This is a genomic window from Trinickia sp. NRRL B-1857 (assembly GCF_050470685.1).
GTDB lineage: Bacteria > Pseudomonadota > Gammaproteobacteria > Burkholderiales > Burkholderiaceae > Trinickia.
Genome location: NZ_JBFLUK010000011.1, coordinates 749242 through 775553, shown reverse-complemented (window position 1 = coordinate 775553; position 26312 = coordinate 749242). Strand labels below are relative to the sequence as shown.

The 26312-nt window shown below is 63.0% G+C and carries 20 protein-coding genes; 10 read left to right on the top strand and 10 right to left on the bottom strand.

All coding sequences use genetic code 11. The features are described 5' to 3' along the window. Nucleotide 1 precedes the first annotated feature (1 nt). Genes ctaD through AB1286_RS24500 form a run of 3 tightly spaced genes read right to left on the bottom strand, consistent with a single transcriptional unit; the run spans nucleotide 2 to nucleotide 3262 of the window. A complete protein-coding gene (gene ctaD, locus AB1286_RS24510; RefSeq protein ID WP_430365829.1) occupies nucleotides 2-2011 on the bottom strand; it encodes a cytochrome c oxidase subunit I in 2010 nt (669 codons plus the stop codon). A gap of 10 nt (nucleotides 2012-2021) precedes the next feature. Beyond that, the gene (coxB, locus tag AB1286_RS24505; RefSeq protein ID WP_430365828.1) at nucleotides 2022-2984 is read right to left on the bottom strand and encodes a cytochrome c oxidase subunit II; all 963 of its coding nucleotides are present in this window, start codon (nucleotides 2982-2984) and stop codon (nucleotides 2022-2024) included. An 11-nt stretch (nucleotides 2985-2995) separates the two neighbouring features. Beyond that, nucleotides 2996-3262: a hypothetical protein gene (locus AB1286_RS24500; protein WP_430365827.1), complete on the bottom strand. Its 267-nt coding sequence runs from the start codon at nucleotides 3260-3262 to the stop codon at nucleotides 2996-2998. Nucleotides 3263-3459: 197 nt separating this feature from the next. Here AB1286_RS24500 and AB1286_RS24495 point away from each other — a divergent pair, with 197 nt between their 5' ends. From AB1286_RS24495 to AB1286_RS24460, 8 genes are all read left to right on the top strand, one after another. After that, entirely contained in the window at nucleotides 3460-4659 is a 1200-nt protein-coding gene (locus AB1286_RS24495; RefSeq protein WP_430365826.1) for an HlyD family secretion protein, read from the top strand. 16 nt (nucleotides 4660-4675) lie between these two features. After that, nucleotides 4676-6241, top strand: a complete 1566-nt coding sequence (locus AB1286_RS24490; RefSeq protein WP_430365825.1) for a DHA2 family efflux MFS transporter permease subunit — start codon at nucleotides 4676-4678, stop codon at nucleotides 6239-6241. Between the two features lie 13 nt (nucleotides 6242-6254). Next, nucleotides 6255-7859 carry an efflux transporter outer membrane subunit gene (locus AB1286_RS24485; RefSeq protein ID WP_430365824.1) on the top strand — a complete coding sequence of 535 codons (1605 nt, stop codon included), beginning with the start codon at nucleotides 6255-6257 and terminating at the stop codon, nucleotides 7857-7859. A gap of 85 nt (nucleotides 7860-7944) precedes the next feature. Beyond that, nucleotides 7945-9123, top strand: coding sequence for an enolase C-terminal domain-like protein (locus tag AB1286_RS24480; RefSeq protein WP_430365823.1), 1179 nt, complete (start codon nucleotides 7945-7947; stop codon nucleotides 9121-9123). A 16-nt stretch (nucleotides 9124-9139) separates the two neighbouring features. After that, nucleotides 9140-10102, top strand: coding sequence for a hypothetical protein (locus AB1286_RS24475; protein WP_430365822.1), 963 nt, complete (start codon nucleotides 9140-9142; stop codon nucleotides 10100-10102). Then, on the top strand, nucleotides 10099-10794 hold the full coding sequence (locus AB1286_RS24470; RefSeq protein WP_430365821.1) for a gluconate 2-dehydrogenase subunit 3 family protein: 696 nt from the start codon (nucleotides 10099-10101) through the stop codon (nucleotides 10792-10794). The genes AB1286_RS24475 and AB1286_RS24470 overlap by 4 nt, the downstream gene beginning before the upstream one ends. Beyond that, a complete protein-coding gene (locus tag AB1286_RS24465) occupies nucleotides 10784-12427 on the top strand; it encodes a GMC family oxidoreductase (protein WP_430365820.1) in 1644 nt (547 codons plus the stop codon). The genes AB1286_RS24470 and AB1286_RS24465 overlap by 11 nt, the downstream gene beginning before the upstream one ends. 85 nt (nucleotides 12428-12512) lie before the next feature. Next, nucleotides 12513-13088: a DUF3005 domain-containing protein gene (locus AB1286_RS24460; protein ID WP_430365819.1), complete on the top strand. Its 576-nt coding sequence runs from the start codon at nucleotides 12513-12515 to the stop codon at nucleotides 13086-13088. A 48-nt stretch (nucleotides 13089-13136) separates the two neighbouring features. Here the strand turns inward: AB1286_RS24460 and AB1286_RS24455 are convergent, their stop codons facing one another. The 4 genes from AB1286_RS24455 to AB1286_RS24440 all read right to left on the bottom strand — a co-directional run bounded on the left by AB1286_RS24455 (nucleotide 13137) and on the right by AB1286_RS24440 (nucleotide 14595). Next, complete coding sequence (locus AB1286_RS24455; protein WP_430365818.1) at nucleotides 13137-13499, bottom strand: transcriptional regulator; 363 nt, start codon at nucleotides 13497-13499, stop codon at nucleotides 13137-13139. After that, nucleotides 13496-13780 (bottom strand): toxin-antitoxin system TumE family protein, encoded by a 285-nt coding sequence (locus AB1286_RS24450; protein WP_430365817.1) that lies wholly within the window; start codon nucleotides 13778-13780, stop codon nucleotides 13496-13498. The genes AB1286_RS24455 and AB1286_RS24450 overlap by 4 nt, the downstream gene beginning before the upstream one ends. A 167-nt stretch (nucleotides 13781-13947) precedes the next feature. After that, nucleotides 13948-14253 carry a hypothetical protein gene (locus tag AB1286_RS24445; protein WP_430365816.1) on the bottom strand — a complete coding sequence of 102 codons (306 nt, stop codon included), beginning with the start codon at nucleotides 14251-14253 and terminating at the stop codon, nucleotides 13948-13950. 69 nt (nucleotides 14254-14322) lie between these two features. Then, complete coding sequence (locus tag AB1286_RS24440) at nucleotides 14323-14595, bottom strand: hypothetical protein (protein ID WP_430365815.1); 273 nt, start codon at nucleotides 14593-14595, stop codon at nucleotides 14323-14325. 293 nt (nucleotides 14596-14888) lie between these two features. Between AB1286_RS24440 and AB1286_RS24435 the strand changes: the two genes are divergently transcribed. Further along, nucleotides 14889-15965, top strand: coding sequence for an SDR family oxidoreductase (locus tag AB1286_RS24435; RefSeq protein ID WP_430365814.1), 1077 nt, complete (start codon nucleotides 14889-14891; stop codon nucleotides 15963-15965). Here the strand turns inward: AB1286_RS24435 and AB1286_RS24430 are convergent. Together AB1286_RS24430 and AB1286_RS24425 are read right to left on the bottom strand one after the other, a co-directional pair. Beyond that, nucleotides 15938-17029, bottom strand: a complete 1092-nt coding sequence (locus AB1286_RS24430; RefSeq protein WP_430365813.1) for a hypothetical protein — start codon at nucleotides 17027-17029, stop codon at nucleotides 15938-15940. The genes AB1286_RS24435 and AB1286_RS24430 overlap by 28 nt on opposite strands. A 35-nt stretch (nucleotides 17030-17064) precedes the next feature. Beyond that, nucleotides 17065-18711, bottom strand: a complete 1647-nt coding sequence (locus AB1286_RS24425; RefSeq protein ID WP_430365812.1) for a hypothetical protein — start codon at nucleotides 18709-18711, stop codon at nucleotides 17065-17067. A 519-nt stretch (nucleotides 18712-19230) separates the two neighbouring features. Here AB1286_RS24425 and AB1286_RS24420 point away from each other — a divergent pair. After that, complete coding sequence (locus AB1286_RS24420; protein ID WP_430365811.1) at nucleotides 19231-24381, top strand: autotransporter domain-containing protein; 5151 nt, start codon at nucleotides 19231-19233, stop codon at nucleotides 24379-24381. Between the two features lie 62 nt (nucleotides 24382-24443). On the opposite strand, the gene AB1286_RS24415 is transcribed toward AB1286_RS24420, so the two are convergent. Continuing rightward, nucleotides 24444-26240, bottom strand: coding sequence for a thiamine pyrophosphate-requiring protein (locus tag AB1286_RS24415; RefSeq protein WP_430365810.1), 1797 nt, complete (start codon nucleotides 26238-26240; stop codon nucleotides 24444-24446). Nucleotides 26241-26312: the final 72 nt, after the last annotated feature.

The following is a 26312-nucleotide window of genomic DNA, read 5'->3' as shown; positions in this document are numbered from 1 at the left end:
CTCAGCGCTCCTCCACCGGCATCGGCTCGCGTTGGACCAGCGCGCGTCTGGGCCAGAGCCACACGGCGATCGCGAAGCCGCACGCGAGCGTCATCGCCAGCGCCGCGCCCCACCACTTAACCGCGAGCGCGGCGAAAAGCAGCGCGGAAAACAATCCCAAGCAAAACGGCGCATAGGAATCCTCGGGCATCTTCAAGATCACATAAGGCTTGCCGCTGAGCGCCGTGGTCCCCAATGCTTCGCGCCCCTGCATGAGCAGATAGCCTTCATCGAGGTGGGATCGCGTCTCGACGGGTTTGTCGGCCTCCTCTTGCATACGCGCTTCCCATAGCGGATGGCGGCTCGCCACGATCGGCAACTCGGCGAAGTTGTAGGGCGGCGGCGGCGACGATACCGACCATTCGAGCGACGGCGCATCCCAAGGATTGTTGCCGGCAAGCGGCCCGCGCTTCAGGCTATAGACAACGTCGACGAGGAACACGAGGATCCCGAACGCAAATACGAACGAGCCGATCGAGGACAGCATGTTGACCGTATTCCATCCCATGTCGGGCGCGTAGGTATAGATCCTGCGCGGCATGCCCAGCAGACCGGCAATGTGCATCGGGAAAAAGCCGAGGTTGAAGCCGACGAACATCGACCAAAACGCAACTCTGCCGAGCCGCTCGCTCATCATGCGGCCCGTGAATTTCGGGAACCAGAAATAGGTGCCCCCGACGACGGGAAACACGTTGATGCCGATAAGCACGTAATGCAGGTGAGCGACGACAAAATACGTATCGGTCAATTGCCAATCGAGCGGCACCGCGGCCGTCATCACGCCCGAGACGCCGCCGATGACGAACAGCAGCACGAATCCCGCGAAAAAGAAGAACGGCACGCGCCAGACGGGGCGCCCAAGCCAGATCGTCGCGATCCAAGCGAAGGTTGCGACCGCGCTCGGGATCGAAATGATCATGCTGGCGGAGCCGAAAAACGCCAGCGCGAGCGGCGCGATTCCCGTCGCAAACATATGGTGAATCCAGACGACGAAGCCGACCACCATCGTCGCCACCGTCGAGATCGCCACGGGTCCGTAGCCCACAAGCGGGCGCCGGCAAAACACCGGCAGCGCATCGGAGACGATGCCCATCGCCGGCAGAACGACGACATACACCCATGGGTGAGCGAACACCCAAAACAGATGCTGCCAAAGCAGCGCGCGACCGCCGCCGCCGATCACGTCGAAGAAATGCGTGCCGATACGGCGATCGAGCCATAACAGCAGAAAGGCCAAGCTGACCGACGGCACCGCGAATAGGTTGCCGGCGGAAATCGTCAGCGTGCCCCAGACGAGCACGGGGATGCGATCGATCGACATCCCGACGGCACGCATGCGCAACAATGTGACGACGAAATTCGCGGCGCCGACCGTCGTCGACACGCCCAATAAAATCATCCCGAGTGCGTAGACATCGATGTTCGGCCCCGGGTCGTACGTGAGACTCGAAAGCGGCACGTAGTTGAACCAGCCTGCATCGGCACCTTGGCCCAGCGGAAAACTCGCATACAGAAAGATGCCGGCGAAGAGGAATACCCAGTAGGACAGCGCATTGAGCCGCGGAAACGCCATATCGCGTCCGCCCAGCACCAACGGCCACAGGTAATTGGAAAACCCCGACAGGACGGGCAAGGCGTAAAGAAAGATCATCGTCACGCCGTGCATCGTGAAGAGCTGATCGTATTGCTCCGGCGTGAGCACGTGCGCGTTCGGCCGCGCGAGTTGGATGCGCATGATCAGCGCCTCGACACCGCCCATCACGAGAAATACAAACGCCGTGACGAGGTAGCGCAGACCGATCGTCTTGTGATCGACGGTGGATAGCCAGCCGCGCCAGCCGGGCCGCGTCTCCCATATCTCGAGGAGCCGTGCCTTGTCCTGCTCGCTGAGCCGGCCGCGCCGCAACGGACGTTCGAGGCGAACCGTTCCGGGAGGATCGCCGGGCAATGCGGAGATAGGCGTACGCGACATCGTTCGGGGCTCACTGCAAGGTGGAAAGGTAAGCATCGAGCGCCACCGCGTCGGAGGCGGACAACGCAATCGACGGCATCAGGGAATCGGGCTTGATACGCTGCGCATGCGCGATCCAATCGAGCCGATGCTCGGGCGTATTCGTCATCTGTCCCGCTGCGATCAAACGACGTGAAGCGAGATGCGTCAGATCGGGCGCCTGCATGCCGGCCGCCGATGTCCCGCGCACCGCATGGCATCCGGCGCAGCGGTCGGCGAAGATGCGCTGGCCGCTGCGCACGCCGGGCGCATTCGCCGCTTGCGCGCCGCGACGTTGCGCATCGCGCCATGCGTCGAATCGGGCCTGCGGCTCGGCAACGACTTCGAACGCCATATGCGCATGCTGCGATCCGCAAAATTGCGAGCATTGACCGCGATAGATCCCCGGCGCATCGGCCTCGATCCACTGCACGTTAGTTTGACCCGGGATCATTTCGGTTTTGCCCGCGAGCTTCGGCGCCCAGAAGGTATGAATGACATCGGCGCTGCGCAGTTCGACGCGAACCGGCACGCCGACGGGAATGTGAATCTCGTTGGCCGTGACGAACGAACGCGACGGATCGAGCGCATCGGGGTAGTCGATCTTCCACCACCAGTCGTAGGCCGTCACATCGATCGTCAATCCCGGCTCGCGCGGCGGAGAAGCCACCGACTCCAGCGTGACCATTGCCGCCACGAGGGCGCCGAAGAGCGCAACCGTCGAGATGCCGGTCCCGATCACGATCCAATGCAGACCGCCCGAATCGGGCGGCAGCGCGGCACGCGCGCCGGACGGCGGCGGCTCGCGGCGTCGCATCAGCCCCCCTAGCAACAACGCGGCGATGACGACGATCACCGCCATGACGAGCGCAATGAGCGCCCAGCCGAGCCGATAGGCGGGCGCCGATGCGGGGCCCGCCGCGTGCAGCAGGTACTGGAGCGGTGCGGCGCTCATTCAGCGTGGACTCATCCGGCAATTCCGGTTAAGCCGTTATCGCTGTCTCCGGTGGGATTCGGCTTTCGGCCCGCGCTTGCTTTTCCGGGGGGCGTATCGTCGCTGCCTCCACCGTCTTCGCTCGAGCCGCCCTCGCCGGGCTTGGGCGACTTGTCCGGATCGATTCGCGTCGCCCCGCCGACGGCCGGCGGATCGCTGGCGGGAAACGTCTCATCCACTCCGTGATCGATCCGCTTTTCCTCATGATTGCTGGTATCCGGCTTGGTTGCGTTCGACATGACATGCCCTCCTCAATGCTGGGAACCGAGGGTGAAGGCGCAAACCGCATGCCAGGCGCGACATCGCTCGACCGGCGCTACGTGCGCCGCATGAACCGAGGAAAGTCGAGAAAGTGCGCATCGATTGGTGGCGCGCGCCTAGTCGACAGGAACGCCGATTGCATACGGACGAGGAGTTCCGAGTTAGCGACCCTCTCATGTCCGAAACCGACGAATCCCAGCGCGACGATTCGCGCGCCGCGCGCTCGCACGACGGCGGCAATGAAGCGACCCACGACAAAGAGCGCGACGACCGCGACGACGATCGAAATGAAGGCAAAGACAACGGGAAGCACGGCGACGACGATCAAAAGGATCGCAAACCGCGCAGTAAAAAACCGTTGATCACTTTGGCCGTCATCGTCGTATTGCTTGTGATCGTCGCATTTGTCTGGTGGTTCATGACGCGCAATCAGGAAAGCACCGACGACGCCTATACCGACGGCAATGCCGTCACGATTGCCCCAAAAGTAGCGGGATATGTCGTGAAGCTCGAGGTCAACGACAATGTCTACGTTCGCAAGGGGCAATTGCTCATCGAAATCGATCCGCGCGAATATCGCGCCCAAGTCGCACAAGCGCAGGCGCAACTCGGCCTCGCCACCGCACAATTGCAATCGGCGCAAGTTCAGCTCGATATCGCCCGCGTGCGCTATCCGGCCGAATATCGGCAAGCGCAAGCGCAAACGGCCTCGGCGCTCGCGGATCTGCACCAAGCGCAAGCCGAATACGACCGCGAACACAACGTGGATACGCGCGCCACGTCCCAGCAAAACATCGACGCGGCCGACGCGAAGCAAGCGTCGGCGCGCGCGTCGGTCAAACAAGCGCAGGCTCAACTCGCTACCGCATCGCTCGTCGCGCAGCAGATTCGGCAAGCGTTCGCCGCCGTGCAAGAGCGGCGTCAACAAGTCGCGCAGGCACGGGCCCAGCTCGACCAAGCGCAATTGAATCTCGCCTGGTGCGAAGTCCGTGCGCCCGCCGACGGATGGATTACACGTCGCAACGTGCAATTGGGCACGTACTTACAACCGGGCGCGTCGCTTTTTTTAATCGTCACGCCGCAAATTTGGGTCACCGCGAATTACAAGGAATCCCAACTCGACCAAATGCGCCCGGGCAACAAAGTCACGATCGACGTCGATGCTTACCCGGGGCTTGAATTGCACGGCCACGTCGACAGCATTCAGCAAGGTAGCGGTTCGCGCTTTTCGGCGTTCCCCGCTGAAAATGCAACCGGCAATTTCGTGAAGATCGTGCAGCGCGTGCCCGTCAAAATCGTCATCGACAGCGGAATGCCGGCCGGCCATCCCCTACCGCTCGGCCTATCCGTCGAGCCGACCGTCTATCTCAAGTAATGCGAGCGAGCGATCGATGCCCAACGAAAACTGGCAACCGAAAGCGAATCCTTGGCTGATCGCCGTCGTCGTGACATTAGCTGCGTTTATGGAAGTGCTCGACACGACCATCGTCAACGTCGCGCTGCCGCATATCGCCGGCACGATGTCGGCCAGCTACGACCAGGCGACGTGGACGCTCACGTCGTACCTCGTCGCCAATGGGATCGTGCTGCCCATTTCCGCGTTCTTTGCGCGCCTGCTCGGGCGAAAGCGATATTTTCTGCTCTGTATCGCGGCGTTTACGGTCTGCTCTTTCCTCTGCGGGATAGCGACGAACCTCGGCGAACTCATTGTCTTTCGTATCGCTCAGGGCTTCTTCGGCGGCGGCCTTCAGCCGAATCAGCAATCGATCATTCTCGATACGTTCCCTCCCGCGCAGCGTTCGCGCGCGTTTTCGATTTCGGCCATCGCGATCGTGGTCGCGCCGGTATTAGGGCCGACACTCGGCGGATGGATCACCGACCACTTCTCTTGGCGCTGGGTGTTTCTTCTCAACGTACCGGTCGGCGTCCTGACGACGCTCGGCGTACAACAACTCGTCGACGATCCGCCCTGGGCCGGCACCGATAGTGGAAAGCTCTCGATCGATTACATCGGCATCGGTCTGCTCGCGATCGGGCTCGGATGCCTGCAAGTCATGCTCGACCGCGGCGAAGATGAAGATTGGTTTTCCTCGCGCTTCATTCAAGTGTTCGCCGCGCTGGCCGTGCTCGGCCTCGCGGGTGCCGCCCTATGGCTGGTCTACGCGCGCAAGCCCGTAGTCAGGTTAGCGCCGCTCAGAGACCGCAATTTCGCGCTCGGCTGCATCGCCATCGGCGCGTTCGCCACCGTTCTTTACGGCAGCGCGGTATTGATCCCGCAGCTCGCGCAACAGCGGCTGGGCTATACCGCCACGCTGGCAGGGCTCGTCCTGTCGCCGGGCGCTTTACTCATTACGCTGGAAATCCCGATCATCAGCAAACTCATGCCGCACATCGAGACACGATTTTTCATCGGACTCGGATTCGCCCTCCTATCCGCCGCGCTCGCCTACGCGCACTGGCTAACGCCCGACATCGACTACAAGGATCTGACGATGATGCGCAGCGCACAGTCGATCGCGATCGGGTTCCTATTCGTACCGACGACGGCGCTGGCCTACCTAAGCGTGCCGCGCGAACTCAACAACGACGCCTCCGCACTGTTCACCATGTTTCGCAACGTGGCCGGCTCGATCGGCATCTCGGTTTCGACGGCCCTCGTTCGCGAGCGCGCACAGGCGCGCATGGCGCATTTGGCCTCGCATATGACGCCGCTGTCGCAAAACTTTACCGATGCGTTGAACGCGCGCGCCGCGACGATCTCGGGGCTCACGGGACAACCGCACGCACAAGCGCTGAAAACGGCGAACGGCATCATGTATCAGACGTTCGTATCGCAGGCGACGATCCTCGCCTATATCGACGTATTCGCGATGCTCGCCGTGCTCTGCGCCTTGTGCGTGCCGCTCATGTTCTTCTTCTCCCCGGTGAAAGCGGCCGGCGGCGCGGGAGGTCATTGACATGCGCGGGCTTATGTCGACTTCCGCACGCATCGTTTCGCAGCGCGTCCGGCTCCTTCCCTGCTTGATCGCTTGCGCGCTTACGGCTTGCACCGTGGGCCCCGACTATCATCCGCCGCAAACGCATTTGCCCGAAAACTGGCATGCCTTGACGCATGCCGGCGCGCAGGCTGCCGATACGGCAAGCGCGGCGAGCACGGCGCTCGCCCCGCGTGCCCCGACGGTCGCCGTCGATAGCGATCCCGATCCGCGCTGGTGGCACAGCTTCCACGACAGCACGCTCGATGCGTTGATCGATCGTGCACGCGCCGGCAACCTCGATTTGCAGCAGGCGGTGCTGCGGATCGTCGAGGCGCGAACGCAGATGCAATCGGCCGCGGCGCAAGGTCTGCCGAACTTGCGCGCGAGCGCCAGCTATCAACGCGAACAACTGGGCCTCAAAGGGCTGCTGCAATCGAACGGCGTGTATCGCGACGTCGATCAACTCGGTGCGCCCAATTCTCCGGTCAACGCGATTGCACCGGGCGCGGGTCCCGCGTTGCAGCAACGAGCGAGCGATATGCTCGGTCAGCTCACGTCGCCGATCAACTTATGGCAAGCGGGCTTCGACGCCTCCTGGGAACTCGACCTGTTCGGCCGCGTGCGCCGTTCGGTGGAAGCTGCCTCGGCCAATGTCGATGCGGCCCGCGAAAGCCGCAACGATGCGCTGCTCTCCCTCGAAGCGGAGGTCGCGCAAACCTACCTGCAACTACGCGGAGCGCAAGCATCGCGCGACATCGCCGAACGTTTAGCGAGCGACGCGCGCGACACGCTCGAATTGACGAAGAGCCAAGCGGCCGTCGGCCTCGCCAGCACGCTCGACGTCAAGCAAGCCGGCGCAGCGCTTGCACAGGCGCAAGCCAACGTGGCGCCGTTCGACGGGCAAATCGCGCAAGCGGCAAACGGTCTGGCGCTGCTCGTCGGCGCCGAGCCGGGCGCGCTCGATGCCGAGTTGATGCGGCATGCACCGTTGCCCGATCTGCCGGCGCGTGTCGATATCGGATTGCCGTCCACGCTTGCGCGGCGCCGGCCCGACATACGGCAGGCCGAAGCGCAATTGCACGCCGCGACGGCGAGCGTCGGCGTGGCCGTCGCGCAGTTCTATCCGGACATTACGCTGACTGGACAAATCGGCACCCGGGCGACGAACGCATCGGATCTAGCGCGCTGGTCGCACTTGTTCTATTCGTTCGGACCGGCCATTTCGGTGCCGATCTTCGAAGGCGGCGCATTGGTGGCCAATTTGCACGTGGCCGACGCGCAGCAGGCGCAAGCCGCGCTCGCCTATCGCCGTGCCGTGCTGGTCGCGCTGCGCGACGTGGACAACGCCCTCGCCGTTTATCGCAGCGATCTTTCGCATCGCGATGCGCTCGCAACGGCGGTCGATACGCAACGCAGCGCATTCGATCTGGCCAAGGAACGCTACGCGAAAGGCTTCGTCAGCTTTTTGACGGTACTGAACGCCCAGCAGCAACTCTCGCAAGTCCAAGCGCAATTCGTACAAGCGCAAACGCAAGTGGCGACCGATCTCGTCGCGCTATATAAGGCATTGGGCGGGGGATGGCAGTCCGCGGCATAGCGCTTGCTCGACAATCGGCACCCGGCAATGTCGCGGTAGACGATCGACGTCGATCGTTTAGTCTTTCCTATTCGATAAGACTCACATGACGATGAGGTCTGCTTCAGGCCACCTTTCGCCCCGTGCCGAGGCCCGCCTCGGCATCCCCACATCGGTCTCGAGCGACACGCTCGATGCCACGCCGATCGCTAGCGTGCGCGCGCATGCCTACAAGATCCCGACGGACTCGCCGGAAGCCGACGGGACGTTCGAGTGGACATCGACGACGTTGGTCATCGTCGAGATCGATGCGGGCGGCTGCACGGGGCTTGGCTACACCTATACGGATGCCAGCGCCGTCGCGCTGATCCGCAACACGCTCGCCCAGGTGCTGCTGCACGAGCATGCGGGCAACGTACGCGCGCTCACGCACCGCTTGTGGCGGCGCGTACGCAATATCGGCCGCTGCGGCCTATGCGCCACCGCGATTTCCGCATTGGACTTCGCCCTGTGGGACCTCAACGCACGGCTGCTCGGCGTGCCGCTCGTGCGGCTCATCGGCGGCACCCTGCGCGAGCGCGTGCCCATCTACGGCAGCGGCGGCTTCACGAGTTACGACGATGCCAAGCTGCGCGAACAGCTCTCACATTGGGTCGACGTGGACGGCTGCGCCGCCGTGAAGATGAAAATCGGCACGCATCCCGAGCGCGATCCGCAACGCGTCGTCGCGGCTCGCGAGGCGATCGGCAACGCGGCCCTATTCGTCGACGCGAACGGCGCCTTGACGGTCAACGGCGCGCTGCAATGCGCCGAGCAATTCGCCGAGCAAGGCGTTGCGTGGTTCGAGGAGCCCGTTTCATCGGACGATCTGGATGGCATGCGGCGCGTGCGCAATGCGGCGCCCGTGACGATGGATATCGCCGCCGGCGAGTACGCCTACACGAGCGACGACTTTCGCCGCCTGCTCGATGCGCAAGCACTCGACGTCGTGCAAGCCGATGCCTCGCGCTGCGGCGGCGTGAGCGGTTTCATGCAAGCGGCCCAGCTCTGCGACGCATGGCATACGCCGCTCTCCGCGCATTGCGCGCCCGCCTTGCATCGACATTTGGCCGCGGCAGCGCCGCGCCTGCGGCATATCGAATGGTTTCACGATCATGTCCGCATCGAGTCGATGCTATTCGACGGTGCGCCGAAGCCCGAACACGGCACGATCGCACCCGATCTTTCCCGCCCGGGCTGCGGGCTCGAGTTCAAGCGAGCCGATGCCGAACCTTTCGCCTTATGAACGGAGGCATATATCGATGAATCGCACGGCTAGCGGTATCGTTTCGGCTTTAGGCGTAGTGGCCGGCGCCGCTGCCGCGGCATCCGTCATGAAGTCCGCCTCCGCGCGCGGGCAGGCTGCGCTGCCGGCGCGAGCGCTCCATGTCCTCGGCAAGGCAGCGCCTAACTCGGACGAGCACATTCACGCCGCTCGCGCATTCAATCGCAGCTCCGCGCTGCTCGCCTGGTCGGCGCTCACCGACTCTGCGATAGAACACTACCGCGGCTCGTTCGAGAACCGTGCGATGTACACGCCGCTCGTCGTCGGCACGCTCGCTCTTGCGGCCGGCGTGCACGGCGGCGCCGATCATATCGGCATCCGCCATCCGATCCGCAATGCGATCTATCTGGCCGCGGCCGGCGTGGGCATCGCGGGCACGGGCTTTCACTTGTACAACGTCACGAAGCGCCCCGGCGGATTCAGTTGGCACAACTTGTTTTACGGCGCACCGCTCGGCGCCCCCGTCGCTTTACTGCTTTCGGGGGCACTCGGCGCGGTCGGCGAACGGCTGCGCGACGAACCCGGTCACGATCCTCGGCTGTTGGGTATGCCCGCGGGGCAAGCACTCGCGGTGCTCGCGGCGGTCGGCATGGCCGGGACGATCGGCGAGGTCGCCTTGCTTCATTTTCGAGGGGCGTTTCAGCATCGGGCCATGTACGCCCCGTTGACGATTCCCCCGATCGCGGCCGCCTTGCTGGCACGTGCCGCACTCGCGCCGCCGCGGCCCAATTGGTGGACGCGCGTATGGCTGCGCGCGACGGCGCTGCTCGGTGCGATCGGCGTCGGATTTCACGTGCGAGGTGTGGCGCGGCAACGCGGCGGCTGGCGCAACTGGTCGCAAAACGTGCTCAACGGGCCGCCGTTGCCGGCACCGCCTAGCTTTACCGCACTCGCCGCGGCCGGTCTCGCTGCGTTGCGCCTGAGGGATTCCGAACGATGAGCCAAGCGAAAACATCACGCTATCCGGGCTATGACGTCCTTGTTAAACGCGATACGCCCTCCTGGGACGACGTCACTCGAGAAGTCATCGACGAACGTCTCGCCACGCGAAACACGCCGCAGTTTTGCAACGATGCGCAATGGCGCGTGCTGTGCGCGTTGTGCGCCGTGCTGGTGCCTCACGCGTATCGCCGCGATGCGACCGGCGAACGATCCAACGGTCCGCATTGTGGCGAGCCTTTAGTGCCGGTTGCCGCGCTCGTCGACGGAAAGCTGCTGCGCGACGAACGCGAGGGCTACCGCGATGCGCGGCTGCCGCCGCTTCGCGAAGCCTGGCGCATTGGCCTCGCAGCCCTCGATACCGAAAGCCGCGAGGCCTACGGCGCGGGCTTTGCCGACATCGATGAAGCGCGTCGGCGAGCACTCGTCACACGGATGCAGCAGGGCAAGCTCAGCGACGCCGCATGGCAAGGCATGCCGTGCAACGTCTTTTTCGAGCTACGTGCGTTGCATGACGTCTCCAATGCCTATTACTCGCATCCGCAATCGTGGAACGAGATCGGCTTCGGCGGCCCCGCCAACCCGCGCGGCTATGTGCGAATGCAGGCGAATCGCCGCGATCCTTGGGAGGCGGCGGAAGCGACACCCGGAAACGAAGCGCGCGCGCTCGAGGAGAATCGCCGTGCGCGATGACGCCTTCCATACGCCGCGCGGCAAGAACGGACGCGCACCCGACGTCTTCACGGTAGGCGGATGGGTGCCGATGCGCGAATATCCGCAAAACGAACCGGTCGATTTCGCGATCGTCGGGACCGGCGCCGGCGGCGGCACGCTGGCTTGCCGCCTCGCCGAGCAAGGATTCAGCGTGGTGGCATTCGATGCCGGCGCATGGTGGCGGCCGCTCGAGGAGTTTGCCTCCGACGAAGCCCATCAAGCGAAGCTCTATTGGACCGACGAACGGATCTGCGACGGCGCGCAGCCGCTCAAGCTGGGCAGCAACAACAGCGGCAAGGCCGTGGGCGGGAGCACCGTCCATTTCGCGATGGTGTCGCTGCGCTTTCGTCCCGAGTGGTTCAAGTCGCGCACGGTGCTCGGCTATGGTGCCGACTGGCCGATCGATTGGCGCGAGATGTGGCGCTACTACACGTACGTCGAAGACGCGCTCAAGATTTCCGGTCCTGTGCGCTACCCGTGGGGCCCGCATCGCCCCCGCTATCCGTACCGCGCGCACGAGCTGAACGCCTCGGCGCTCGTGCTGGCCCGCGGCTGCGAAGCGCTCGGCATTCCCTGGTGCCCCACACCGCTTGCCACGATTTCCGCGCCGCGCGGTCACGCTCATCCTTGCGTCTATCGCGGCTTTTGCGTGACGGGCTGCGCGACGAACGCCAAGCAAAGCGCGCTCGTCACCTGGATTCCGCGTGCCGTCAAAGCCGGGGCGGAGATCCGCGACTTGTCGATGGTGGGCCGAATCGCGATCGATGAAAACGAGCGCGTGACAGGCGTCGAATATTTCCGCGAAGGACGCTGGCAATTCCAGCGCGCGCGTCATGTCGTCGTTGCTGGCTATGCGATCGAGACACCGCGTTTGCTGCTGATGTCGGCCACGCCTCGCTTTCCCGATGGGCTTGCGAATCGATCGGGCCTCGTCGGCAAGAATTTGATGGTGCAAGCCAATCAGGCCGTCTGGGGAACGATGGACGAAGAAGTTCGCTGGTACAAGGGTCCGCCCTCGCTCGCGATGACGGAGCATTGGAACTATACGGACGAGGGCAAGGATTTTCACGGCGGCTACTGCTATATGAGCCAGGGCCCTTTGCCCAACGCGTGGGCTGCCGTGCAGACGGGGCGCGGGTTATGGGGCGATGCATTGCACGACGAGATGGAAAAGTACAACCATCAAGCGGGATTGAAGATCGTCGGGGAATCGTTGCCGCAGGAGATGAACCGCGTGACGCTAGCCGACGAAAAGGATACCTATGGTTTGCCTATCGCGCGTGTGACGCATTCGCCGTGCGAGAACGATAGACGGCTCGTCAAGCACGCGCTCGACTTCATGGGCACCGCATTGGAAGCGGCCGGTGCAAAGGATGTTTGGCGCCAGGAGGACGATACATGCCATTTAAACGGCACCGCGCGTATGGGAGACGATCCGCGCACGAGCGTCGTCAACGGCGATTGCCGCAGTTGGGACATTCCGAATCTATGGGTTTGCGATGGATCCGTCTTTCCGACGGTGGGCGGGGTCAACCCCTCTTTAACGATCCAAGCCATCGCTTGCCGCACAGCTGACCGCATTGCGGCGCTTCGCGCACGCGGCGAGCTATAGGGCCATCATCCTGCTCGATTCTCGTTCGCGGCACGTTCGTTGCGTGAAGAAAGGTTGGCATGATTCAACCATTCGGAGGTCAGCGATGGCAGAGAACGCGCAGAACAATCCGACGCAAGCACAACAGAACGAAATCGCGGCGAAGAGCCCGGCGAAAACGCCGGCGGCCGGCGATATGCCGAATGCGAAAACCCAGGCGCGGGAATTCGGCAGAACAAAGCGGGCATCGTTAGCCGAAGCGGTCGCCGCGAAGGACCCCGCGCCGCTCCCTTCGATCGAACATGGGACGAAAGATGCGAACAGCCCGGATCCGGTCGCGCGCGCGAACGCGCGTACGGTATCGGTCGACAATGCGGGCATGGCCGCGTCGGACAACACCGTGGATACCGACGGCAAAGGACTAGAGGCGAGACGCGATGCGTCGATGTGGCGCGACAACGTTATCAACTCGAACGCCACGCTCGAGAACAACGTGCCCGTGCCCCCTGACGGGCTAGTCGATATGGATAGCCGCGTGGGTGGCAACTTGCCCGTGGTCGCGACGCGAGACGGCTGGCGCGTGGCGTATCACGGGACGGTGGATATCCAAGAGCGTAACGGCACCCGGGCGGAGCAGGTGTTCACGCTAGAGCGCACCGGCAACGGGTTCTCGCACGGCTGATGAACCGAAGGAGGCCGAGCCCGAGCGGTGAGGCCTCATCGGCACGGGTCACGCGGCGGCGAGCAAGTCGAATTCGATGTGAATCTTTTCGTAGGGCACATGCAGTTTGCCGCTAGGCGTCCGCTCAACTAGCCCCCAATCGAGCAGCACGGCCGTATCTTCATGCACGCGTTTTACGTCGCGGCCAAGGTTGCGGGCAAGCCCGCGTAAGCTGATCTCGCCGAGTCCCTGCAAGCGCTCGATCAACTCCCAGCGCTTCGGAGTCAGCACGGCAAAGAGCGCCTTAGGCGATTCGAAGTCGAACGTATCGATATCCGATTTGCCGTCGCGCCACGCGTGGATAAATTGCTCGCCGATCTCCGACAGAGCAGCCGCTGTGTCGCGGCGAATTCGAATGGTGGCAAATTTCATGGGGACCTCCTGCGCGTGACTTCCGCGATGAACTCACGAATCAAGTCTTCAGGACCGGTAAAGCTGTAGGGCTCTTCTATTCCGTCGACCTGCCGATGGTCGCCCTTCGGACGCTCGTTATCGTATCCGACGATGCGCTTTCCTACGTAGCCGTAGAACAACCGATATTTATAGCGGTGACAGCTACCTTCGACAGGTGTCGGAACTTCCCAAATGACCATTTCGAGAATTGCGCCGTCATCGAATGCCATCCGGCTACGGTGGATCGAACGCGCCTTCATGTTGGCAACTATGCCAACAATCGAGACTGTTGTCAAGCACGCCAACAGTCATCGGATGCCCGCAGGACTCATCATCCACCACGCCCCCGACCATTCACCGATGAGCTCGGAACCCGATAGAAAGAACAGCATATGACGCGTCTTGCTCCGGATCCGGCAGCAGGCCTTCAAGTGGACCCGCCCTCTCCCGCCGGATTGAGCTGTCTGCCGCCATCCGCGACATACTGCCCTTTCGACCAATCAGTATCCTCAACGACGATGTTGCTGTCGCTGTGAATGTAGTACGGTAGATCCCGAGCCGGGTTGCCATATGTCCTCACCCGCATGATGAAGCCGCGGGAATCTTCCCGGTCCCAGTGCTCGGACCCGCCTTGTCCGCCGATATCGAAGAATCTCGTCTTACCCGTGCTGCCCCAGTGATTGATTGCGACGGAAATACCACCTTGGCAATTGTTCTTCACCTTTATTCCCATAATAATTCCTCCATTTCGATATGACGCATGAGCGATAAAAAATATAACCGATCGAATTTCTGATTTTTATTACTTAAACCTTTGATTGATGGGAGTAAGCAAATTTCCATGGCTATCCAAAACACCATGAGGCGCGATCGTGTAGGTATTGTTCGCAAACACTAAATATGGCGCCACGTAAATCCCATCGACATACATGACGAAACCGCGCGGGTCGGTGCGGTCCCAGGTCTCGATGTGGGCCGGTTGCATGGTGACCGGTTTAGCGCTACCGGAATCGCCCCACTGATTGATGGAAACATCTATGCCATACACCGTATAGTTTCGTACGGTTATCGTCATCATATCTCCCGCTTGCGCTTTTGATATTCATAGAAAACTGCGACGAATACCGCCGAAGTTTAGATCAAAGCGCCGAACGTGAGGGCACTCTCCCTTATCCAATTCACATCGAGATCCATTTGTTGAGACACAGGATCGGCATCCAACTTCTCTATGAATTGGGTGATGTCGCGAATCGCGAGACGCTTGACTGCACGCACCGGCACGACCTATGCATGGGAGGGAACAGCCGTACGCGTAACTGGCCGAAGCCGGCGCGCGCGGTCCCTTTGTTTATCCTTTCGGAGACTGCCATGGTGCGTTCGCGTCGTTCGCCGAAGATCGTCGTCGTTACCGGCGCCAGCGCGGGCGTAGGTCGCGCGGCCGCCCTCGCCTTCGCGCGCGCAGGCGCCGACGTCGCGCTGCTCGCGCGCGATGAACAAGCGCTCGCGGAAGTGGCGGAGATTGCCCGCGGCTATGGCGTGCGTGCTTTGCCGATCGCCGCGGATATGAGTTCCGCGCAGGCCGTCGATACCGCGGCCGATCGCATCGAAAACGAACTCGGCCCGATCGACGTATGGGTCAACAACGCGATGGTGACGATGTTCTCACCGGTGTCGCGCATGACGCACGACGAATTCGCGCGCATTACCGACGTCACTTACCTCGGGTACGTGTGGGGCACGATGGCCGCGCTGCGGCATATGAGCCGGCGCGACAAGGGCGTCATCGTCCAAGTCGGATCCGCCCTCGCCTATCGCGCGATTCCGTTGCAGTCGGCCTACTGCGGGGCCAAGTATGCGATCCGCGGCTTCACCGACGCACTGCGCTGCGAACTCCTGCACGACAAGAGCAACATCCGGGTGACGATGGTGCAGATGCCCGCGCTGAATACGCCGCAGTTCGACTGGGCAGCGAGCCGGATGCCCGGCGCGCCGCGTCCTGTGGCACCCGTCTACGAACCCGAGGTAGCCGCGCAAGCCATCGCCTGGGCGGCGGCGCATCCTCGACGCGAATTGCATGTCGGGCTTTCCTCGATCAAAGCGATCGTCGCCAACAAGTTCGCGCCCGGCTATCTGGATCGCTACCTGGCCAAGCGTGCGTTTCGCGCTCAGCAGCGCGACAGCGCGACCGATCCCGAGCATGCCGTCGATTTATGGCACCCGGTACCGGGCATGCATCGGCTGCGCGGATCGTTCAGCGGCGAAGCGAAATCGAGTTGCGCTTCGTTGTGGGTCGATACGCATCGGGGAGCGACGCTTGGCGCATTGGTGGCCTTGGGTCTGGGCGCATTCGCTCTGCTGTCTCGACGCAAGGCAAACGCACAAGACGATGCCGAGAACGCCGGCTCGACACCTCGGGCTCAGTTCGGCGGCACCGGGAACACGTAAATACCCACATCGTCGTGACCGTCGCCGTAGCGCACGGTCACCGTGCCCCGTTTCGGCGTCTTAGAGCTTGCGTATTCCCCATAGACATCGACCGAGAAAGCGCCGTTCGTGATCGGGGCGTTGTCAGGACCGCCGATGGGCCACATGCATAGCACTCGGCACGAGCCATTGACGGCGGTGCGATCGATCGTATCTTCCACCGTACCCGATACGCGCGCCGATTCGCCATCCGACAGCGTCGACGGATGATTGGTGATCTTCACCTTGTAGCGTTGGGTCGACGCCGATGCGAACACGAAATCGCACGTACGCGTTGGCTCGTTCGGTTGCCGGTACAGGAGCGCTTCGAGTGTGACCGTTTCCGCGACGGTATCGGAGAACTGGGCGTCGGCGATATCGCTGCCGTCGGTAGCCTTGTGCGTCAGCACATAGAGCGTGCAATCGTCGGAGCCTGCCTGAACATCGGCCCCGCTTGTATCGAAGACGGCCGAGCCGTTTTGAAAGACAAACTTGACGGTCACCGGTTGAGCGAGCGGTTTGCCGTTTTGCGTGACGACCGCACGGGCCGCGTTTTTTGTCCTTCCGTCCGCCGGTTCGCCGTTCGGCGTGAGCGAATCGAGCGTCAGTTGGTAGCTAGTCGCGCAAGAGCCGGCGATGACCACTGCCCGCTTCCGCGAATAAACCACATCGCCGACTTCGCTCGTCTTCATGTAGGTCGCTTGATAGGTCCCATCCGGCGTCGTATTCGGATCGAATTTCGTTTCCCACGACAGATGGCCTACGTTGACGTTATCGATATAAACAACGTTTTCCGAAGGCATATCGTTCAGGTAACCGCGCAGCGTATCGCCCGGCGTCGGATGCCAATAGGTTTGACCGCTCGGCACCTGTACGACGATCTTGTCGCCGGACGAAAAATCGTCGACATGGATAATCCACTGCCCCCTTTGCTCAGCGGCTTGCGGGAGGTTGGGAGGATCGAGTTCGATCGCCTCGCGCGGGACGGCGCCTGCTATGTCTTCGTCCATCGTCCGATGTTCGCTCTTGACGGGGCGCCGCTTCATGCGAGGCTTGCTCGATGCAACCGGCGCACGAAACGCTAGCTCATATCCGCCGTATTTAAAATGGGCGCGTATACGCGCGAGCTCAAATCGGGAGAGCCGGCCCTGCTCACGTGATAAACGATATAGCAATGACCTTCCGCATGCGGAGGGTCGCTCATCGTGTCCCAGCCCTGGAACGGATCCGTACTGGGAAACGTCAGCACGACGTACCCTTTGGAAATGTCTTGCGCCGTCAACGTGACGGGATTGGCCGATGCACTAACGGGCGTACGAGCGACATTGGAATCGAGTTGGTAGCCGGTCAACACGGCCGTCGCGGTCAAGAGGTCGTCCGCCTTGGCCGTCCACGCCGCCTGATTCAGTCTGATCTTGATGGCGACCTGGCCGGCGAGCGTCCCCGCATTGATGACGCGCTTGAGCGGATAGAGTTCGGCTTTGTCGAGCATACCGCCCTTGGGTATCGCCGGCCCCGATTGGTTGTCGCCGCTGCCGTAAAAGGCGTTGATCAGGCTCGGTTTGACGACACCCGTTTCGCTATTGCAGACAATGAACAGCACTTGATTCTGCTTGCCTGCGTTTTCTCCCATGTCGCTATAGCCGAGGCTCTCGAGAAACGAGGCGTTCCATTGCGCCTGGTCGGGCATGGGACCGTAAAACGGGCCCGCGGCGATCTGTCCGTTAACGAGCAAATAGATGAGATCGTTCGGATGGGGATTGGGGTAAGGAGGAATGGAAACGCCGACGTTGGGCGGCGCTTGCAATGCCCCATAAGCCAGTGTTTTGTCTTGAATCGCCTCGACCATCGGAGTCGACTCAGTGAATTCTTTGAACGTTCGCGTGGGGTCGACGACAAGAAACGGCCTGGCATGCTCGTCGCTCACCGTAAAGTTGTAGTGCGCCTGAACGCCTGCCGCCGTTGCCCCTTTGCTCGACTTGGCCACCAGATAGAGATCGGCCGTGCCGGCATCGTTCGTCTCCATCCGGACGAAATAACCGCCCTGCGCCGAATCGTCGACCAAAAGCGGGCTATCGGACTGCTGCAAGCTTTGCTGAAACGTCGCGGTGGGCGAAACGTACGCATTCATCAAGTCGCTGAAGAGGCCCAGCGAGGCCTGCGCCGCCTCGTGCCATTCGATCACATAGCCCTTCACCGGCATGCCGCCGTCCATCACTTTGCACGTGAAGTGCGTCGTGTATTGCGTTGCGCTCGGCGTGAGATTGTCCGCGCTCGGGATAGGCAGCACGGCCTGCGTCGGGCCCTGGCAAGCGATCATCGGTGCCGCCGACAGCACCGTATAGGTCATCGTCGGCGCGTCGTCCGGTTTTGTCGTCCAGCCGGCGCCCGCTCGGGCATTGACCACGATCGTATTCGTCGCGTCTCCGGGCACGTGCCGAATACATAGCTTTGCCGTACCGGTGGTGTTATCCGCAGCGTTGATCGCGATCGGGACCGCCTTCCAATCCGGCTCATACAAGAGGGGTTGGAAATGTTGGCTCGGTCCCGTCCCGTTGGCGGAAAAATCGATGGTGGCACCCGTAGGAATCGTATTGGGGCTCGCCATCTTCACGGTCGCGACGATATAGCGCCCCTGGTACGGATAGATCTTCGTGCTCGCACTCGGACTGATCGTGATCGTTCCACCGCCACCTGCCAAGACCTTCTCTTCCGTGTCTCGCGACATGATGCACGCCTCCGTCTGCGCTGCGTTTAGCGGTTTGAATCTTGTCAATCGAAAAAGTCACTGTCAAATCGAAGTCAGAGAGATTTTCGACTCATCCCAATTAATGAAAATTCGGATCACGCCAATACAAAAAATCATCGATTAGGAATCCGAAGTATCGACTTCGAATCCTACCGCGAACGCGTGCGATCGCAGCGTTTCCGGCCGTTCTGATCGGCCTGATATCGACATCGAAAGCGCACTACCTAAATACTGAGACCCCAAAGAATGCGACGACGATGCCTCGACGTTTTTCGCGCTTATTCGACGATGAATTGCCGATAATTCGCCCTATTTGAAGCGCCGCATCGCTCGATCATTGAGTCCGCATGCTCGCACAAGACGAATCGGGACCGCATTCCAACAACGACCCGCGACCTGACGATGACGATTCCAACCGGTAGCGCTTTTCGTGAACCTTCGCCATCGCGGGACAGCGGTCGCTTCGCCCATCGGAACCGGCTCCGCTTACGCACGTGCATGATGGCGTTGGCGGTAGCGGGAACGTTCGTCGCGACCGGTCTCGAACCTTGTGTTGCCCAAGTCATCGATGCCGGCGGCGGCGCGGGTGCACAAGCGGCGTCGGGCAACGGCGGAAACGGCGGCAGCAACGGCGGAGGAGCCGGTGGGAGCGTAGGCTCGAACGCGGGCACCCTCGGCGATTGGCAGCAAGGCGGCAACGGGGCCGGCGCAACGGGATGCGATGTCAATCCGCTCGGCGCGGGCTGCGGCGGCCAATTGGGCCAAAGGCCGGTTGACGGCACCTTGGCCGGCGGCAGCGGCATCGACGGCGCATCCGGCATCGGCGGTGGCGGCGGAGGCCCAGCGAAGGTGGTGGCTTCCGGCGACTTGACGTTGACAGCGCCCGACAGCGATCGCCTGAACGGCGGTCCCGGAGGTGCCGGTAGCGCCGCCGGCGCAGGCGGCGGCGGGGCCGCGCTCATTTTTAGCGGCGGCACGCTGATCGACAACGGCATTTACGTCACGGGTGGCGCGGGCGGCGCGGGCGCGCCGGGCATCGCGGGCGGCGGTGGCGGCGTCGGCTTGTATTTCCAGGGCAACACGCTCGAGATGAACGCGACAAACGCTGAAATCAAAGGCGGAGAAGGCGGCCAGTCGGGCGGCAACGGCGGGGTCGGCGCCGTCGTGAACAGCAATGGCGCATCGATTACCAATGCAAGTCCCGGCTACAACAACGGATTCGGAGGCGGTAACGGCGCGGCCGGCTTAGGCGGCGTTCCCGACGGGCGCGGCGGCGACGCGATCGACATCTACGGCGACAACAACACGTTTCTCAACCAAGGCTTCGTCAATCCGGGCGGCTCAGCCGGAAGCGCGCCGCTCGCAATCGGCCTACTAGTGCGCGGCAACGGCAATACGATCGTCAATGCTAGCGGCGGCGACATCGAAGGCGGATGGTCCCTTACGGATAGCTCGCAAACGGCGCCCGGGGGCATTTCGGTCGAGTTGAACGGCAACGGCAACCTCGTCGAACTACGATCGGGGTATGTCGTGAACGGGAAAGTCGCCGCGCTCGGAACCGGCAATATCCTCGCGCTCGGTGGCACCTCCGACGGCACCTTCGATCTGTCCAAGATCGTCGCCTCGCTCGATAACACGACTAACAAAGAGCAATATCAAGGTTTCGCGCAATACCGGAAAACCGGCGCCGGCACATGGACCGCGACGGGCAGTGTCGGCGATAGTCACCCGTGGGCGATCGAACAAGGCACACTCGCGCTCGGCTCCGACGGCGATCTCTCGCGAGCGAGCGACGTGCATGTCGATGCAACGCTCGACGTTTCCGGCATCGCCGCCAACACCGCGACCCTCGCCAGCCTATCCGGTACGTCCACCGGCACCGTGGCGCTCGGCGATAAGACGCTCGTCATCTCCAACGGTCAAGGCGGGAGCGCGCCCGGCGATGCGGGCAACTTCGCGGGCAACTTCGCGGGAAACGTCTCGGGAAACGCCGGCGTAAACATCGCCGGCGGCACTGAGGTCTTCTCCGGCATCAACACCTATCAAGGCGATACGCGAATCAGCGGCGGCAAGCTCGTCGTCTCCGCCGATGCCAATCTCGGCACGGGCGCATTGGCATTCGACGGCGGCCCGCTTGAAACGACGGCAGCGTTCGATTCCGCGCGCGACGTCACGCTCGATGCCGGCGGCGGCACGTTGCAAACGGATAGCGCACTGACCCTGTCCGGCACGATTTCGGGCAACGGCGGTTTGAGCAAGACCGGATCCGGCACGCTTACGCTCACCGGGGCAGGCACATATTCCGGCATCACCACGATCGCGGCCGGTACGCTCGCCGTCGGCGACGGGTTCGACGATACATTCACCAGCGCCATTACGAACAACGGCACGCTCGAGTTCGACGATAGCGACGCATTTTCATATGCGGGTTCGGTTAGCGGCGGCGGCCATATCGCGCAGAAGGGCACAGGCGTCGTGACGCTCTCGGGCAATAGCGCCGGCTTTACCGGCTCGACCACCGTCGAGGCGGGAGCGCTCGCGGTGGATGGCACGCTAGGCGGCACCGTCGCCATCGCGGGCGGCACCCTCCAAGGCACCGGCACGATGAAGGGCGACGTCTCGATCGACCGCGGCACGCTGGCGGGACGGCAAGGCGACGTTCTGAGCATCGAAGGCAGTCTCACGCTCTCGCCGCATTCGACCGTCGCCGTGACGCTCGGCCAGCCCGATCAGTCGGCCTCGATCTTCAACGTCGCGGGTGACCTGACGCTCGGCGGCGCCCTCGACGTGATCGACCTCGGCGGGTTCGGCAAGGGTCTTTATCGCTTATTCAGCTACTCGGGCAGCCTGACGAACAACGGCTTGACCATCGGCGGTGTGCCCGCCGGAATCCACGCCGGCGATCTATCCGTCCAGACCGCGATCGCGCACGAAGTCGATCTCGTCAGCACGGGCGGCGCCTCCGTCAACTACTGGGACGGGGGCGATGCCGGCGCCCACAACAACGGCACCATCGATGGAGGCAGCGGCACCTGGGATGCAGCCAACAACAACTGGACCACGTCCGACGGCACCGTCAACGCCAATTGGAAGAACGGTCAATTCGCCATCTTCGCGGCGCGAGGGGGATTGGTGACGGTGGATGCGAGTGCCGGCGCGATCTCGATCGACGGCATGCAGTTCGCGGCGGACGGTTATCGCATCGAAGGCGCGGCGATCGCGCTTGCGAACCCACAGACAATCGTGCGCGTCGGTACGGGCGGCGGCGCGCTGAGCCGCACCCTCACGGCGACGGTCGCCTCGTCGCTGACCGGCGCGGGCGGGCTCGAGAAGACCGACTCGGGCACCCTTGTACTCTCGGGTGCAAACACTTACGCGGGCGGCACGTGGGTCATGGGCGGCACACTGTCCGTCTCCTCGGATACCAATCTCGGTGCGGCCGCGGGCGCGCTCGTCGTCGATGGCGGGACGCTCCAGAATACGGCGACGTTCACGTCGGCGCGGACCGTCACGCTCGGCGCCGGCGGTGCGCGGTTCACGACCGATGCCGACCTCGCACTGACCGGCGTCATCGGCGGGGCCGGCGGCCTGCAAAAGAACGGCGCCGGCACCTTGACGCTCGCCGCCAACAATCTTTACAGCGGCGGCACGCAAATTTCGGAGGGCACGCTGCAACTAGGCAACGGCGGCACAGCCGGTTCGGTCCAAGGCGATATCGACGACGACAGCCGCCTCGTGCTCAATCGCTCCGGCACTTGGACGCTTGCCGGTACGATCGGTGGATCGGGAAGCGTCACACAAATAGGCACCGGGACCGTGGTGCTCACCGGCAACAACCATTATCAAGGCGGCACGACGATCTCGGCCGGTACGGTGCAAGTCGGCGACGGGGGCACGTCGGGCTCGGTCGCGGGCAATATCGTCGATAACGGCGCGCTCGCGTTCGATCGCGCCGATAGCGTCGTCTTCGACGGCAAGATTAGCGGCCCCGGTGCGATCGAGCATATCGGCTCCGGCAGCACCGACCTAACGGGCAACTCGTCGGCATTCTCCGGGACGACCACCGTCTCGGCCGGAACGCTCTCGGTCGACGGCAAGCTCGGCGGAACGCTCGCGGTGCACGCGGGCGGCACGCTGGCCGGAACCGGCACCGTCGGTACGACGACGATCGCCTCGGGCGGCACGGTCGCGCCCGGCCATTCGCCCGGCACCCTCCATGTCAACGGCGACATCACGTTCGCCCCGGGCTCGACCTACGCCGCCGACATCCTGCCCGATCAAAGCGGCGACCTCATCGCCGCTAGCGGACGCGCAACGATCGGCGGCGGCACGGTGCAGGCCGTCAAGGCACCCGGCTTGTTTGCCCCCGGCAGTGAATGGACGATCGTCTCCGCGAAAGGCGGTGTCACCGGCGCGTTCGATACGCTGACGCAAACGATGCCCTTCGTGGACCTCTCGCTCGCCTACGATCCCACCCACGTCTACATCGATACCGTCCGTAACGCCGCGTCGTTTTGCAGCGCCGCCCGAACGCGTAACGAGTGTGCCGCGGGCAACGGCGTTCAAAGCCTCGGCCAAGGCAATGCGCTCTATGACGCGATTGCATCGCAACCCGACGTCACAAGCGCTCGTGCGGCGCTCGATGCCCTTTCGGGCGAGGTGTACGCCTCGCAAAAGAGCATGATGATCGACGATAGCCGCCTGCCCCGCGATATCGCCATCGCGCGAATCCGTTCGGCGCTCGCGCAGGACGCCGGCTCCGCCGCCGGACTTGCCGACAGTACGACAGGCGGGGCGCAGATCGGAGCGGACGAAGCGGACGTCAAGCGCGTCGCGTTTTGGGCGCAAGCCTTCGGCGGATGGAATCAATGGAATGGCGATGGGAACGCGACGACCTTCGAGCGATCCCTTAGCGGCCTGTTCATCGGCGCCGACCTACCGGTCTTCGAAGGCTGGCGCTTCGGCGCCATGGCCGGCGCCGGCAACTCGCGCTTCGAGGCGGGGCCGCGCGATTCCTCGGGCGCAAGCGTCGACGGGCATTTAGGCGCTTACGGCGGTGCGCAGTGGGGCGCACTCGGCTTGCGGTTCGGCGTTGCCTATACGTGGCACGACGTCGATACGCAACGGACCGTCGTGTTCCCCGGCTTTTCGCAAGGGATGAGTGCGCATTACGGCGCATCGACGCTACAAGGGTTCGGCGAATTGGGCTACCGCTTCGCATCGAGCGCCGGCTCGCTCGAGCCCTTCGTCGATCTCGCCTCGATCGTCGTTCATACGAACGGCTTCACCGAACGGGGCGACGTGGCGTCGCTCACCAGCACGAGCAGCGACACCAACCTCGTGTTCAGCACGATGGGACTTAGGGGAGCCAAGACCTATCGGCTGCGCGGTTGGAAGACGACCGTTCATGGCGAACTCGGCTGGCGCCATGGCTTTGGCAGCACGACGCCGCTCGCCACGATGGCATTTGCCGGCGGTAGCCTCTTTACGGTCGCCGGGGTGCCCATCGCCCGCGATTCGGCGACCGTCGATCTGGGCATAGACCTCGCGCTCACGACGGCCGTCACCTTCGGGGTGAGCTATGGCGCGCAATTGTCCGGACACGCGCAGGACTATAGCCTTCAAGCCACGCTCAATCTCGCCTTCTGACGTGCCAGCCGCCCGTTCGATGCAGCTCGAGTTCCGGGCGGTGCAACCCACGGCTCGCTCGGTTAGGACTCCTTCTTACCGGGCAACACCGAGGCCATGACTTGCTTCGCCGTATTGACGATCACGCTCCCTTCTTCAGGATCGCCCTCCATCAACGTGCGCATGAATTTGCGCGCTTGGACGAGCGTCACGTGAGGCGGCAGCGGCGGCACTTCCGGATCGGTTTTGACCTCGAGCACCACGGGCCTTCCGGCCGAGAGCGCCTCATCCCAAGCCGGACCGATGGCTTCAGGCGTCTCCACATAGATACCCTTGAGCCCGATCAGTTCGGCGAACCGGTGAAACGGTACGTTGGGCAGGCTCTGCGAGGTCTCGAATTTCGGATTACCCTCCATGACGCGTTGCTCCCACGTCACTTGGTTCAGGTCTTCGTTGTTCATCACCATGCAAATCCAGCGGCCGTCCTTCCATTGCTGCCAATATTTCGCCACAGTGATCAGCTCGGACATGTTGTTCATCTGCATTGCCCCGTCGCCCACCATCGCGATGACGGGACGGTCGGGATGCGCGAACTTGGCGGCGATCGCATAGGGCACTGCCGCGCCCATCGAAGCCAAGCCACCGGATAGAGAACACATCATGCCGCGCCGCATCTTGAGGTCGCGGGCATACCAATTCGCGCACGAGCCGGAGTCGCTCGTCAAAATCACGTCCGACGAAAGCCTCGGCGAAAGCTCGGTGAAGATGCGCTGCGGATTGACCCCGCGTTTGGCGGGCTCTTTCGCGCGCTTATCGAGCGTGTCCCACCATTCTGAGGTCCAGCCCTCGATGCGCTTGCGCCATGCATCGTCGGTCTTCTGGTCGAGCAAGGGCAACAGCGCGCGCAACGTTTCCGCGCTATCGCCGACGAGATTGACCTCCATCGGATAGCGCAGGCTCAGCATATCCGCGCCGAGGTCGATCTGAACGCCGCGTGCGTCGCCCTCTTTCGGCAAGAACTCCGAATACGGGAAGCCCGATCCGATCATAAGCAAGGTGTCGCAATGGGTCATCAGTTCCCAGCTCGGCTTCGTGCCGAGTAGGCCGATCGAGCCCGTCACCCAAGGGTATTCGTCAGGCACCGCAGCCTTGCCGAGCAGCGCTTTGGCCACGCCGGCCTTCAAGCGTTCGGCCACGGCGATCACTTCGTCGGTGGAGTGCAAGGCGCCCGCACCGACGAGAATCGCCACGTGCTTACCCGCATTAAGCACTTCGGCGGCGCGCGCGAGATCGGCCGGTTCGGGTATCACGCGTGGGCGCGAATAGCCGACACCCGAATGCGCGGTGCCGTGCTTTCGGGCGGGCGGCGTGTATTCGAGTTCCTGCAAATCGTTCGGCAGAATGATCGCCGTCACGCGCCGCTGCGACAGCGCGATGCGCACGGCGCGATCGACCATATGCCGCACCTGCGACGGCACGCTCGCCTGCTGCACGTACGATCCGGCGACGTCTTTGAGCATCGACGCGATGTCGACTTCCTGCTGATAGTGCGAGCCCAATGCCGCGCGCGCTTGCTGCCCGCAAATCGCGAGCACCGGCATGTGATCGAGCCGCGCGTCGTACAACCCGGTGACGAGGTGGGCCGCACCCGGGCCCGACGTGGCCACGCACACGCCCAACTCGCCCGTAAACTTCGCGTGAGCACTCGCCATGAAGGCAGCCATCTCCTCGTGACGAGCCTGCACGAATTCGATCTTGCCTTCCGCGCGCTGCAAGGCGCCGAATAACCCGTTGATGCCGTCGCCGGGGTAGCCGAACATGCGCCGTACCCCCCATTCATGCAATCTTTCGACGATGAAATCGCCCACCGTTTGCGCCATCTGTGCCTCCGAAAGAGTCGGTACTGGAGACCCGATGTCGCGCAAAAAGCACGCCCGGACGAAGACGCGTGC

What these genes read in the sequence shown, in the direction of transcription:
- ctaD (WP_430365829.1), bottom strand. Translation starts at nt 2,011, where the DNA reads ATGTCGCGTACGCCTATCTCCGCATTGCCCGGCGATCCTCCCGGAACG.
- AB1286_RS24500 (WP_430365827.1), bottom strand. Translation starts at nt 3,262, where the DNA reads ATGTCGAACGCAACCAAGCCGGATACCAGCAATCATGAGGAAAAGCGG.
- AB1286_RS24430 (WP_430365813.1), bottom strand. Translation starts at nt 17,029, where the DNA reads ATGAAGCGGCGCCCCGTCAAGAGCGAACATCGGACGATGGACGAAGAC.
- AB1286_RS24495 (WP_430365826.1), top strand. Translation starts at nt 3,460, where the DNA reads ATGTCCGAAACCGACGAATCCCAGCGCGACGATTCGCGCGCCGCGCGC.
- AB1286_RS24440 (WP_430365815.1), bottom strand. Translation starts at nt 14,595, where the DNA reads ATGACGATAACCGTACGAAACTATACGGTGTATGGCATAGATGTTTCC.
- AB1286_RS24480 (WP_430365823.1), top strand. Translation starts at nt 7,945, where the DNA reads ATGACGATGAGGTCTGCTTCAGGCCACCTTTCGCCCCGTGCCGAGGCC.
- AB1286_RS24475 (WP_430365822.1), top strand. Translation starts at nt 9,140, where the DNA reads ATGAATCGCACGGCTAGCGGTATCGTTTCGGCTTTAGGCGTAGTGGCC.
- AB1286_RS24435 (WP_430365814.1), top strand. Translation starts at nt 14,889, where the DNA reads ATGGTGCGTTCGCGTCGTTCGCCGAAGATCGTCGTCGTTACCGGCGCC.
- AB1286_RS24450 (WP_430365817.1), bottom strand. Translation starts at nt 13,780, where the DNA reads ATGAAGGCGCGTTCGATCCACCGTAGCCGGATGGCATTCGATGACGGC.
- coxB (WP_430365828.1), bottom strand. Translation starts at nt 2,984, where the DNA reads ATGAGCGCCGCACCGCTCCAGTACCTGCTGCACGCGGCGGGCCCCGCA.
- AB1286_RS24470 (WP_430365821.1), top strand. Translation starts at nt 10,099, where the DNA reads ATGAGCCAAGCGAAAACATCACGCTATCCGGGCTATGACGTCCTTGTT.
- AB1286_RS24455 (WP_430365818.1), bottom strand. Translation starts at nt 13,499, where the DNA reads ATGAAATTTGCCACCATTCGAATTCGCCGCGACACAGCGGCTGCTCTG.
- AB1286_RS24445 (WP_430365816.1), bottom strand. Translation starts at nt 14,253, where the DNA reads ATGGGAATAAAGGTGAAGAACAATTGCCAAGGTGGTATTTCCGTCGCA.
- AB1286_RS24420 (WP_430365811.1), top strand. Translation starts at nt 19,231, where the DNA reads ATGATGGCGTTGGCGGTAGCGGGAACGTTCGTCGCGACCGGTCTCGAA.
- AB1286_RS24490 (WP_430365825.1), top strand. Translation starts at nt 4,676, where the DNA reads ATGCCCAACGAAAACTGGCAACCGAAAGCGAATCCTTGGCTGATCGCC.
- AB1286_RS24425 (WP_430365812.1), bottom strand. Translation starts at nt 18,711, where the DNA reads ATGTCGCGAGACACGGAAGAGAAGGTCTTGGCAGGTGGCGGTGGAACG.
- AB1286_RS24460 (WP_430365819.1), top strand. Translation starts at nt 12,513, where the DNA reads ATGGCAGAGAACGCGCAGAACAATCCGACGCAAGCACAACAGAACGAA.
- AB1286_RS24485 (WP_430365824.1), top strand. Translation starts at nt 6,255, where the DNA reads ATGTCGACTTCCGCACGCATCGTTTCGCAGCGCGTCCGGCTCCTTCCC.
- AB1286_RS24415 (WP_430365810.1), bottom strand. Translation starts at nt 26,240, where the DNA reads ATGGCGCAAACGGTGGGCGATTTCATCGTCGAAAGATTGCATGAATGG.